The organism is Corynebacterium sp. HMSC077G07 (assembly GCF_001809225.1).
Lineage (GTDB): Bacteria > Actinomycetota > Actinomycetes > Mycobacteriales > Mycobacteriaceae > Corynebacterium > Corynebacterium jeikeium_D.
This window is the reverse complement of the sequence record NZ_KV796521.1, coordinates 109828-121161: the sequence shown is the minus strand read 5'-3', so window position 1 is coordinate 121161 and position 11334 is coordinate 109828. Positions and strand designations below refer to the sequence as shown.

The window sequence follows — 11334 nt, the reverse complement described above, 5'->3', positions numbered from 1 at the left end:
AGTCAGTAACTCGCATCGCCCCACCGCCGCCAGTCATAAACGCAGTCACTAGTGCGCGTTGGGGTTAAGAGACAAATTCTGGGTGATGTGGCAGCATGAAAAAGCCCCCGCCTTGGTAGCGAGGGCTTAGCGTTTGCGCTGGTGATTAGCGCTTTTGTGCGTCTGCGAGAATCTGGCGACCTGCGACCATGCGGCAAATCTGGTTAGTGCCCTCGTAGATCTGGGTGATCTTGGCGTCACGCATCATGCGCTCAACCGGGAAGTCACGGGTGAAGCCGTAACCGCCGAGCAGCTGCACGGCATCAGTGGTGACCTGCATAGCAACGTCAGAGGCGAAGGTCTTGGCGTTTGCGGCCATCAGACCCAGGCGAGCGCCGCCCTCAGCAGTGCCGCGCTCAGCGTTAGCGGCTGCGGTGTAGACCATGAGACGAGCAGCGTCAATCTTCATACGCATGTCAGCCAGCATGAACTGGGTGTTCTGGAAAGCAGCAATCGGCTTGCCGAACTGCTGGCGCTCCTGCACGTAACCAACAGCGTAGTCGTATGCACCCTGCGCGATGCCCAGTGCCTGTGCACCAATAGTCGGGCGGGTGTGGTCCAGGGTCTCCAGGGCAGTCTTGAAACCGGTGCCCTCTTCGCCGATGATGCGGTCAGCCGGGATACGGCAGTTTTCGAAGTACAGCTCCGCAGTCGGGGAACCCTTGATACCCAGCTTGTGCTCCAGGCCACCGACGCGGAAGCCCTCGTCGTCCTTGTGGACCATGAATGCAGAGATGCCGTTGGCACCCTTCTCCGGGTCGGTAACAGCCATGACGGTGTACCAGGTGGAGCGGCCACCGTTAGTGATGAAGCACTTGGAGCCGTTGAGGACCCACTCATCGCCCTCACGGACCGCGCGGGTCTTCATGGAACCGGCATCCGAACCGGCCTCACGCTCAGTCAGTGCGTAGGAAGCCATTTCACCGTTGGCGATGTCCGGCAGGACCTTGCTCTTCAGCTCGTCGGAGCCCTTGAGGATCAAGCCCATGGTGCCCAGCTTGTTCACAGCCGGGATAAGAGAAGCCGAGCCACAGACACGAGCAACTTCCTCAATGACAATGCAGGCCGCAACCGAGTCCGCACCCTGGCCACCGAACTGCTCCGGCACGTGGACGGCGTTGAAGCCGGCCTCGTTGAGAGCCTTCAGGGCCTCCTCCGGGAAACGCTCGTTCTCATCGACGTCCGCTGCGTACGGAGCAATCTGCTTCTCCGCCAAATCACGGATAACGGCGCGGAGCTCCTGGTGCTCCTCTGGCAGCTGGAACAGGTCGAATCCTGGGGTCAAAGCCATGTGGGTGTTCCTCCCGATTTAATGATTCCGATGTCGTGTTCGATATCGCGCTCTACGCATTTCTACGCAGCACTATCACCGCACGACGTATTTATCTTCGTTCGATACTAGTGGCTAACGCTTCGCGCTACCCGCGAAATTCGTAAAATTCTCGCGTTGCCGCTCGGCGCCCACAGAATAAACTGCGCGAGGAATTCCCGCAGCAGCGATGTCGCCCAGTACCTCAACGGCGTATAGGCCCCGACGACACACCAGGATTCCAGCCCCCGTTCGCGCATGAGCTTCGCTACCCGTGGCGCATGAAAATCACTGGTCACAACAACCGTTCCAGCGCTCAACGCACCGTCCATGCCGCGCATCAATTCGCACGCATAGTCAATGTTTTCCGACGTATTCGTCGATTGGTCCTCGGGGATCAACTCGATGTCGCCACGCTTTACGACGTCCCCAGCGTTCGCCTCCAACCACTCCACCATGGCGTCCGCTTCGGAGCAGGTGGCATCTGTCACCGCTTCACTGCCGACCCCACCGGAGCAGATGATTCGCTCGGTTCGCTCATCACACGCTGAGACTGCTCGCTGTAATCTTCTGGCCAGCAGGGCCGAGGGCCGATTGTTCTTCAATCCGCATCCCAGCACAACCACGGTGTGTGGCGGCAGAGTTGGTTTTTTGGCTGCACATCGAAGACGAACGGCCTCGAAAACGATCGCTGCGGCTCCTGGTACTGCGAGGCCGGCGAGCAGGGGCGTCGTCAAGCGATGCGATGCGCGAACGTAGTAGGCGCGGTAGCTGGCCAGTATCCACGCGGCACCTACTGTGGGAAGAACCCACCGCGGAGGTCTGCGATTGGGCAGGCGTGGTGGGCGTAGCTCCGAATTAGCGGCGACGCGTAGTCCGCCGACGAGGAGCATGGAACCGAAGCCTGCACCGAGGCACGCGAGTGTTTTTCTCATCAGAGCTTCCACGTTAACTGTTCTGGGACGTTGATGGTCCAGTCGACGAGCTGTTGCGGATTGTGCTTCGCCATATGCTGGGATTCCTGCTCGGCCCACATGTCCCAGTGTTCCTCGAAGTGGTCGTCGCGAGCCATGGCACGGGCAAATCGAGTCTGCGTGTCCAGCTCTACCCAGACTCCCCAGGCGTTGCCGTCGCCGATGGCGCGGGCAGCGGCAAGGTTAGCTTCAGTGACAGCGCCACAGCCTTCAACGATGAGCGAGGAGTCCGGTGGCGTGGGGACCCACTCGGCGAATTCACTGGCGTACCAGTCCCAACGGCGATACCCGCGCTCATCGGCCGGTAGAGCGGGGTTCAAAATGGTCTCCGCAACTGCGGCCGATGCTTTCTGCAGACCGGACCAGCCCGGATATACATCCTCCAAGTGGATAACTGGCCAACCGAGGATACTGTGCAACTTTGCCGAAAAGGTGGTTTTGCCACTGCCGGAACGGCCGTCGATAAGCAGAATCATCGTGATTGAAACGCCTTTGCTACGCTACGCCCAGGAAGCGGAACTCCCCGGCCCACACGGAAATACTGATTGCTGCGACGGCGATGGCAAGGCAGGCGGCCATGGTGGCATAGTCACGCGTGGCCAATGTCGAGGTGTGCCACCACGTACGCTTAATCGGTGTGCCAAAGCCGCGGGCTTCCATGGCTGTAGCCAGTTTGGTGCCGCGGCGCAGCGCAAACACCAGCAGAGCGAACACCTGAGAAATAGTGCGGCGGATTGCGCCGTGGTCACCCAAACCGCGTGCGCGACGGGCTCGGGTCAGCGCCTGCCAATCGCTGATGAATAGGCCGACGAGTCGCAGACTCGCCACCGTTGCCAGCACAAACCGGCTGGGCAGCTTGAGAATCTGCGCCAGCCCATTGCCCAGATCGGTGGGGTCGATATTGGCTGTCAGCACGATAACTGGAGTACCGATAGCCAGCACACGCAACATGATCGCGATGGCCAGGGAAATGGAATTATCCGTCACATGCGCAAGCAGAAAGGAGAAATACTCTTTGCCCTCCGGGTTACCGTAGAGCGCCATCGAGATTCCTGAGATGGGCGCGGCAATAAGAAGTGGCAGGCTGCGTCCTAGAAAACGACGAAAACCCAAACCCGACAGCGGCACCAAGAAAAGCGTGCAGACAAGCGCAACCACTGCGGAGACCCAGTCGATGGAAATCAGCAGCGGTGTGGTGAGCAAGAATAGGCCCAGTACTCTCGCCACCGGGTTGACCGTCGCGAGGAAAGGCTGCTTACTCGAAATGGCGCTCTGCGTACCTTCAGCCGTACCGGCGGAACCGACTTCAGTCACGATTTCCCTCCTGCTTCGCCCTGGCCGCGCGAACCGCTATTGCTGCTCGGACCGGCCTGCTCCCCTGAACCACGCTGTCCCGGCGCCGCAGGGCCTGGCCACTCCGGATGAAACGAATCCATGTCGATGACGTAGTCCCCCATCGCTTGTACCACCAATGGATCGTGGGTAATCGAGATAACAGTTCGGCCGTCGTCAGCAAGCTGGCGAAGCAAAGTGAGCAGCTCGGTGAATGTCCGGCGGTCTTGGCCGAACGTCGGTTCGTCGAGAAGCACAATATCCGGCGCTGTCGCCAGCATTGTCGCCACCGACAGACGTCGCTTCTCACCGCCGGACAGCGAGAACGGATTCGCCTTGGTCAGAGCCGTTAGCCGCAGCCGCTCAAGTAATTCCTCGATGCGCTGATCAGCGTTGACACCGACAAGCTTGGGGCCAAGCTGCAACTCTTCCAGCACTGTGCCAGTGACAAATTGATGCTCGGGGTCTTGGAAGACCGTGCCAATCCGAGTAGCCAACTTCTTCGACGGCCATTTCCACGGCGCACTACCGCTGCCGGCCACTTGGACCGTGCCCGCCATCGGCTCAAGCAGGCCGCCGAGCGTCAGCGCTAACGTGGACTTCCCGCTGCCGTTGTGACCAACGATGCAGGTGGAAGCTTCTGACGGGATAGAAACTGACACATCGCGAGCAATCGGCTCAACAGTTTCGCTACCCCTGAACCACGACTTCTTCGCGCCATAGCCGATGTCCAGCTCGCGGGTTTCGATCGCGATGTCACCGCTAGGGTGCCCGTCCTGGTCGCAGGCAACTGAACGCGCGTCCGGCAGCGCGGGCGGAGCACCCGGAATCCACACCCCAGCATCCGTCAGAGCCTGCCCGTAGTCTTCCAAGACCCGATGCGGTGCACCATCGGCAATCACACCTCCGCGGCCCAGCACGATGATGCGGTCGACCACATCGACCCACGCATCCACTCGATGCTCGACCACAATCAGTGCCGCACCGGTCCTCTCCGCCGCGGTAATCGCAGCATCGCGTAGTACCGGCACACCGGCCGGGTCGATGTTGGCCGTCGGCTCGTCCAAACAAATGACCCGTGCGCCCATTGCCAGCACACCTGCCAATGCGAGGCGCTGCTTCTGCCCACCCGAAAGCCTGTGCGTGGGATGATCCAGCGGCAAATCCAGCCCCACCAAATCCAGGCTGGCGCGCACTCGGTTGCCAATCTCAGCCGGGGCAACGCCCAGGTTTTCCGCACCAAAGGCGACATCGTCGCCAACGCGAGCACTAATCGTCTGCGAGTCAGGGTCTTGCAGCACCAAGCCCACCGCGCCCCGTGCGGAAGCAGGAGTACGACCTTCAATCAGGAGCTTTCCGGTGGCTTCGCCATCGGAGTCGTCGCCAAGCACGCCAGCAATAGCGGCGAGCAGCGTCGACTTCCCCATCCCCGACGCGCCGAGCAACAGCACCTTTTCACCGCGCTCGATGTCCAGCGTGATGTCGTTCAGTACCGCAGCTTTGCGCCCCGCGTGCCGATATCCGAACCCCCGCGCGCTCACCGCAGGGACATTTCCGCTTGACGACGGCCCCCGCGTCAACGCCTCATCTGTCATCGATTTTCCTAGACGTCGTCGTGCCGCTCTCGCCCGATGGCAAAACGATCCAGCGCTCCAGTTGCCGCCAGTGCCTTAGCCAGGAAGTAAGCCAGCAGACCGGCGAGGACGGCACCCGACAGCGCCGTGGAGATCAGATAGATGACGTTGAATTCGAAAGTCTTGGCCAGGTTGCCAGTGAAAAGCTCGAAAGTCCATGCGCCGACACCTGCCATGAGACCGGAGATAACCACGGTGGCCAGGTTGTAGCTCTTATACGCCAGAATGAGGAACACCAGCTCCGCACCGAGCCCCTGCGCCAAACCTGAGTACAGGGTGGAGATACCCCACTGGTTACCGATCAGTGCTGAAACCGTCGCCGCGATTACCTCGACGAAGATAGCTGCACCCGGCTTGCGAATGATGTACGCGCCGAGCGGACCACCGAGGAACCACATACCAGCGACCAAACCGCCAAGACCAGGAGTAAGCGCGTTGACTGCTTCATAGCCCGCACCGCCGATGATGTTCCAGATAACAAAAATCAGGCCAACGGCCACGCCGATAACAGCTGCAATGATGATGTCAATATTGCGCCACGAGAAGTTAGCGCGCGCTGCACTCGCCGATTGCGTCATCCCACTTGCTCCTATTTTTCTTTAACTCGAGCGGTATTGCTCAAACATTATTGATGTATTCATTAGCGGCGTATGAAGCCTGTGTCGACACGCCCTAAGCACTAACTTTTGCCTACCCTACCGCGCCCAGCAGATGGCCTAGATAACATAAGGAACCATGACTAAAGCCGAGCGGTCATCTACAGGAGATACCCCAACTGCCCAAACCCCTCATACGCCGCCAGTCGGCGATGAGGGGACAGCCGCGAATTCCGCAGTGAAAACTGCCGAGGACCCTGGTGCTGACAACACCGCTGAGCAGGAGAGTTCTCGCCCATACTACATGCCCACATTGACGTGGGGCGAGCGACTTGACCTGTCTGCGAAGCAATGGTGGCCACTCATCGGAGTTGTTATTGCGATACAGCTTGTCGCTCGCATTCTGGTACTGACTAGCCATGGTTTTTACTGGGATGACTTCATCATTGTTGGCCATCTTTACGACACCCCACTGCTGAGCAAGGACTACCTGCTTCAGGATCACGACGGGCACCTTGCACCACTGGCCTTCTTGGTGCAAGGCCTCTATCACCTCATCGCACCGTGGAACTGGTGGCTACCGGCTATCACCATGGCCGTGATGTCGGTAGTGCTGACATACGCCACAGCTAAACTCTTTGAGCTTCTCACCGGCCGTACGCTGGTATCGCTCTTCCTCATCACGGTCGTCGCCTGGACTCCGCTGATGCTTCCGGGAGACACCTGGTGGTCGGCCGCGGCCAATTCCCAGCCGTTCCACCTGGCATTCGTGATCTTCATGATTGTCGCCATTCGCACCACTATGCGTCGTTCCTTCGGCCCCCGCCCGTGGGAAGCCGTAGGCCTGTTCGTGCTGCTGGCAGTGGCGCTGGGATTCTTTGAGAAGTCCCTGGCTATCGCACCGATCTCCATGCTGGTTGTCGTCACGTTGGCTTACATGGAGCGCAGAAATATCCTGCAGGTTCTCCGCGGCGGCCTCGTCATCTGGATCCCATCGATGCTGCTGACCGGCGCCTGGGCACTGTGGTACTACTTCGGTCCCGCCGAAACCACCGGCTTCATTTCTGACAAGCTGCAGCCCGAACTGTTCTTCAACGGCCTCGGCCAGATTTTTGCCGGCATCATCGGCGGACCAACAAGCTGGGAACGCTGGGCTCCGGGACAGCCGTTTGCCTCCGCTTCGTCTCAGCTGATTACTCTCGGTGGCATTATCCTGTTGATTCTGTCCGCCACCCTCATCGGCCGCGATTACCGTGGCTGGGCTCCGTGGACGCTATCGGTGGCGTACATGTTCACCACCTTGTTCGCCATCACCCTGTTCCGCTCGGGAGAGAACACCTCTGGCGTGCTGGCGCACACTTTGCACTACTACTCTGATGTCGCGCTCGTGATCGTAATCTGCGTCGCGATCTCCCTGGCTGGACTCCCACCGAAGGACGAGGCGCCAGCGCTGCTACCGGCTCGTACGCACATTCTGATTTGGTCGCTGGGCATCGCGCTGGCTGTCACCTCCACGATTTCCGTGGTCACTTACCGCAATGCCTGGTCTGATGACATCGCAATGGAGTGGATCGGCAACACCAAGGCGTCGCTGTCCGCGCTGCGCGAGGAAGCCGATGCCGCTGGCCCCGACAAGGCGATCGACTACAATCTCATCGACCAGCCCGTCCCCTTCGAAGTTCTCGTGCCCGTCGCCGCTCCGATGAACATGTACTCGCGGGTGTTTGATGCGGTCTCCGATCGCCCGCCGTTTGAGCGCGTCACCGGTCACCCGCGCATGTTCAATACAGACGGTTCGCTTATCGACGCCAAGGTCTCCGAGGTCACCCGTGTCACTGACGGCCCTGTCGAGCAGTGTGGCCATCGCATCACAGTTGGCGAGGACGGCACCGCGTCGGAGGACATCAAGTTGGAGAACATCATCAAGCTCGGTGACTGGGTGCTTGAGTTCCCGGCCACCGCCTCCGAGGACATGGATGTGCGCCTGTCGCTCCCCAATCCTTTCGAGACTGAAGAGCAAACCCGCGGTGGTTCCACAGTCGTGAAGATGAACAACGATCTGCGACCGCGCTATGTGTACCTCAACGGTGGCGGAAATACTCTCCATGTCGATGTGGAAAAGGCGACTCCGGGGGCAACCCTATGCATCGGCGCGGGGGCGATTGGCCCCTTGGTTCCCGCAAGCCGTTAAGAATCCTCTAAGATATTGCTTTAAGATAATGTGAGAAAAGTTTATTAGCCCCTTGCAGCTATTGTTTTTCCGACAGAGGAGCCACATCCATGCGTAACCGCATCGCCGGCGCTATCGCCGCATCCGCCATTGCCGCAGCAGCCCTGGTCGCTTGCTCTCCCCCGAATCAGGTTGACTCGGACGTGAAGGTCGGCGACCAGGCCAACCCGTCGGAGACCTTCGAGCAGAAGGCCACCACTCCGGCATCCTCCGACGAGATGACCCCTGCTGAGACCGCAGAGATGTAATCACTGCATCTGCGAAAACAGGGGTAGCCAGCAAACATAAACGCAGTCACTACCCCTTGTGCCCACTCATCGATGGGGCACGAAAGAATTACCGCCTGGACATTGTGTCCGGGCGGTTTTGGTTCTCCGGGGCAGCCTAGAGCCGCCTAGAGAGCCTAGGAAAACTCAAATTCCACGTGGTCACCATCACGGATCACCACGCTGGTTGCGCCGTTTTCCAGGTTCAGCTCGACAACGAGCGAGGGCATCTCGCCGGAAGCTCCAGCCTCACCCGAGGCCCCGGCAGCATCGTCCACGAGCGCCGCATCGGTCGCGATCACGCGGTAGCGAAGGAAACCATTGCGCAATTCATCAGTCTCCACGCGAGCGGAGTGCAGCCATGGGAAGCGGCGGCGCAACGCAACGAGCTGCTGATAGGAGCGGTAGAGAGCCTCGCCGAGCGTAGAGAGTTCCTCCGGGCTATCCGGGAACACTGGACGGACCTGGTCGTCACCGCCGATGCGTTCCTCTTTGAGACCGGTATAGCCCTGTTCGTCACCGTAGTAGACCAGTGGCACACCGGCCACGGTAAACAGCACCGCTGCCGCCAGCACGGCCTTGTCGGCCCCTACCTGTGTCGCAATGCGTGAAACATCGTGGTTTCCCACAAACGTCACCGGCACAAAAGACTCCGCGAAGGTGTCATGGCGCTTCAGAGTCCAGTCCAACTCGAAGAAGTTTTCCTCCTTCAGCGCCGACCAGGTCGCTTTCCACAGCTCGTATTCCGTCACCGAGTCCATGCCGGACACCGACACAATCTCCGCATAGTCGCCGTGGATGACCTCCCCGTAGATAAAAGCATGCGGGTGCTCAGCACGCACTCGCGGCAAAACCTTGTGCCAGAACTGTGGATCCACTGCGTAGGCCGCATCCAGGCGCCAGCCATCAATCCCCCGCGCCAGCCAGTAATTCATGACGTTCACGACAAAATCAACAGTCGCGTCACTGGTGTGATCGAATTCGACCAAACTCTCATGTCCCTCAAACACCGGCGCGGTCATGTCGCCATCTGAGTGCGTAAACGCAAAGAGCTGCGCTTCTTCAGAGTCAGGGTTTTCCTTCGCGGTCTTCAGCGCGGGCGCCTCTGACCCGATGTGGTTGAAGACACCGTCGAAAAGCACTTTGATGCCGCGCTCATGGGCAGCTTCGATGACGGCCTTCATGTCCTCTTCGGTGCCCAGGCGCGAGTCGATGCGGTAGTAGTCCTCGGTATCGTAGCCGTGGCTAGTCGACTCGAATACTGGAGCCAGCTGCAGGACGTTGAGCCCGAGCTCCTGGACGTACGGAAGCCAGTCAATCAGTTTGCGAATTCGATTGACCGGCGCGGCGCCTCGATCCTTCTCACGGATGGGCGCTCCCACAAACCCCAGTGGATAGACGTGCCATCCAATCGCCCACTTCGACCACTCAGGTGCGGCAGCGAGCGTCTTATTAGGGGCGTTGGGGGTCGTGGACATTGTCCTATGCATCCTCTCTAGGTGCCTGAGGCTGATTGGAATTATCTGATGCCGCCGCCTCAGGACTCGGTGAGGTCTCCCCCGCCGATTCGCTTGACGACGCCCGCGCCTGGCCCGCATGCGACTGTGGCGTGCCAAGGCCTGCCTTCCGCGGCCGTGGAGGCACGGAACCTGCTGCGGGCATGGTCGGAGATGTGGCAGGTCGCTCCGGCGGATGATTCTTCGACGGGTTCAGTGCGTCGAGCGCGATTTGGATTTCCGTGCGCATGCCATTGACCATGGCTCTCTCCACAATTTTAAACTTGGAATTGTGGAGAAAGAAGGGATTACCCGCTTCCGGGCCACCGGTGCCGAGGAACATGTAACAGCCCGGCGCTTCACGAGAAAAATAGGAGAAGTCATCCGAAGGAGCCCACGGATCGGCGGCGAACACCTTGGAGTTGCCAACTGCCTTCGTCGCCGCATGCCAGGCACGATTGACTGCAATGTCGGCGTTGACCACCATCGGGTACGGAATCTGCCAGTCGAAAGTCGCCTGTGCGCCGTGAGCTTGGCAGACGCCGTTGACGACGGCCTCGATACGCTGGCAGACAATCTCCCAGTCGGCCTCATCCACCGAGCGGATGGACACTTCCAGGTTGGCCGTATCCGGAATCACGTTGCCGGCCTCACCTGAATGCAGTGAGCCGACGTTGACGATATTCATGTGCTTTGGATCCACATCGCGGGAGACAATCGTGTTCAGCATGAGAGTCACCTCACTGGCGATGAGCACCGGGTCAATCGACAGCTGTGGGTTCGAGGAGTGACCGCCACGGCCACGAATCGCGATGGAGACAATGCCCGACATGGTTGTCACTCGCCCAGCGCAAATTCCCACATGCCCCACCGGATGCGGCGCGACGTGGAAGGCATAGACCTCATCCAAGTCATCGGCGGCACCCTTGTCGACCAGCTCACGAGCACCGCCCGGCAGCATTTCTTCGGCGTGCTGGAAGATGCACAGCACCTTGCCGTGCAGCTGATCGCGCATTCCAGAGAGCACCTTCGCCGTGCCCAGCAGCATCGCCGTGTGAACATCATGACCACAGGCGTGCATCACACCTGGCGTGCGCGAGGCATACGGCAGTCCCGTTTCCTCCTGAATCGGCAGGGCGTCAATATCCGCGCGGTAGCCAATCACACGGCCAGTGCTGGGGTCGCCCGCTGTTCCCTCGATGACGCCAATTACGGACGTCGGGGTCAACCGGTACGTCGGGATGTCCCACTGATTGAGCAAATCCTCAATCATGTCCGAGGTCCTGTACTCCCGGAAGCTCAGCTCCGGATTCTGGTGCAGTTGGCGACGCCATGCCACCGCCTCTTCGATAGGTACTTCAAGGCGGTGCGACGGCAGGGTGTCGTTAGCATCAGTCATGGTTCATAGCATGACAGAAAATAGGCTCCACGACGAGCAGCTACGGAAACTCCCTCACC

The 11334-nt window shown here is 59.8% G+C and carries 10 protein-coding genes; 2 read left to right on the top strand and 8 right to left on the bottom strand.

The window, feature by feature from the left end; all coding sequences use genetic code 11:
- Window positions 1-145 precede the first annotated feature (145 nt).
- From HMPREF2562_RS01665 to HMPREF2562_RS01640, 6 genes are all read right to left on the bottom strand, one after another.
- Window positions 146-1330 carry an acyl-CoA dehydrogenase family protein gene (locus HMPREF2562_RS01665; protein ID WP_016422383.1) on the bottom strand — a complete coding sequence of 395 codons (1185 nt, stop codon included), beginning with the start codon at window positions 1328-1330 and terminating at the stop codon, window positions 146-148.
- A gap of 107 nt (window positions 1331-1437) precedes the next feature.
- Entirely contained in the window at window positions 1438-2283 is an 846-nt protein-coding gene (locus HMPREF2562_RS01660) for a YdcF family protein (RefSeq protein WP_070549489.1), read from the bottom strand.
- Window positions 2283-2798: a nucleoside/nucleotide kinase family protein gene (locus HMPREF2562_RS01655; protein ID WP_049193649.1), complete on the bottom strand. Its 516-nt coding sequence runs from the start codon at window positions 2796-2798 to the stop codon at window positions 2283-2285. Before HMPREF2562_RS01655 ends, HMPREF2562_RS01660 begins: the two co-directional genes overlap by 1 nt.
- A gap of 19 nt (window positions 2799-2817) precedes the next feature.
- Window positions 2818-3588 carry an energy-coupling factor transporter transmembrane component T family protein gene (locus HMPREF2562_RS01650; RefSeq protein WP_070549499.1) on the bottom strand — a complete coding sequence of 257 codons (771 nt, stop codon included), beginning with the start codon at window positions 3586-3588 and terminating at the stop codon, window positions 2818-2820.
- Window positions 3589-3632: 44 nt separating this feature from the next.
- Window positions 3633-5249 (bottom strand): ABC transporter ATP-binding protein, encoded by a 1617-nt coding sequence (locus HMPREF2562_RS01645; protein ID WP_070549487.1) that lies wholly within the window; start codon window positions 5247-5249, stop codon window positions 3633-3635.
- A gap of 8 nt (window positions 5250-5257) precedes the next feature.
- Window positions 5258-5866, bottom strand: a complete 609-nt coding sequence (locus HMPREF2562_RS01640; protein WP_049189346.1) for an ECF transporter S component — start codon at window positions 5864-5866, stop codon at window positions 5258-5260.
- Window positions 5867-6023: 157 nt separating this feature from the next.
- Between HMPREF2562_RS01640 and HMPREF2562_RS01635 the strand changes: the two genes are divergently transcribed.
- Complete coding sequence (locus HMPREF2562_RS01635) at window positions 6024-8075, top strand: DUF2339 domain-containing protein (RefSeq protein ID WP_070549486.1); 2052 nt, start codon at window positions 6024-6026, stop codon at window positions 8073-8075.
- Between the two features lie 89 nt (window positions 8076-8164).
- Window positions 8165-8362, top strand: coding sequence for a hypothetical protein (locus HMPREF2562_RS01630; protein WP_049172707.1), 198 nt, complete (start codon window positions 8165-8167; stop codon window positions 8360-8362).
- Window positions 8363-8517: 155 nt separating this feature from the next.
- On the opposite strand, the gene HMPREF2562_RS01625 is transcribed toward HMPREF2562_RS01630, so the two are convergent.
- Both HMPREF2562_RS01625 and HMPREF2562_RS01620 read right to left on the bottom strand, forming a co-directional pair.
- Entirely contained in the window at window positions 8518-9858 is a 1341-nt protein-coding gene (locus tag HMPREF2562_RS01625) for an alpha-amylase family protein (RefSeq protein ID WP_070549484.1), read from the bottom strand.
- A 4-nt stretch (window positions 9859-9862) separates the two neighbouring features.
- Window positions 9863-11275: a M20 metallopeptidase family protein gene (locus tag HMPREF2562_RS01620; protein WP_048732929.1), complete on the bottom strand. Its 1413-nt coding sequence runs from the start codon at window positions 11273-11275 to the stop codon at window positions 9863-9865.
- Window positions 11276-11334 lie beyond the last annotated feature (59 nt).

Excerpts from the sequence above, each read along its gene's own strand:
- HMPREF2562_RS01665 (WP_016422383.1), bottom strand. The coding sequence starts at position 1,330 with ATGGCTTTGACCCCAGGATTCGACCTGTTCCAGCTGCCAGAGGAGCAC.
- HMPREF2562_RS01660 (WP_070549489.1), bottom strand. The coding sequence starts at position 2,283 with ATGAGAAAAACACTCGCGTGCCTCGGTGCAGGCTTCGGTTCCATGCTC.
- HMPREF2562_RS01655 (WP_049193649.1), bottom strand. The coding sequence starts at position 2,798 with ATGATTCTGCTTATCGACGGCCGTTCCGGCAGTGGCAAAACCACCTTT.
- HMPREF2562_RS01645 (WP_070549487.1), bottom strand. The coding sequence starts at position 5,249 with ATGACAGATGAGGCGTTGACGCGGGGGCCGTCGTCAAGCGGAAATGTC.
- HMPREF2562_RS01640 (WP_049189346.1), bottom strand. The coding sequence starts at position 5,866 with ATGACGCAATCGGCGAGTGCAGCGCGCGCTAACTTCTCGTGGCGCAAT.
- HMPREF2562_RS01635 (WP_070549486.1), top strand. The coding sequence starts at position 6,024 with ATGACTAAAGCCGAGCGGTCATCTACAGGAGATACCCCAACTGCCCAA.
- HMPREF2562_RS01630 (WP_049172707.1), top strand. The coding sequence starts at position 8,165 with ATGCGTAACCGCATCGCCGGCGCTATCGCCGCATCCGCCATTGCCGCA.
- HMPREF2562_RS01625 (WP_070549484.1), bottom strand. The coding sequence starts at position 9,858 with ATGTCCACGACCCCCAACGCCCCTAATAAGACGCTCGCTGCCGCACCT.
- HMPREF2562_RS01620 (WP_048732929.1), bottom strand. The coding sequence starts at position 11,275 with ATGACTGATGCTAACGACACCCTGCCGTCGCACCGCCTTGAAGTACCT.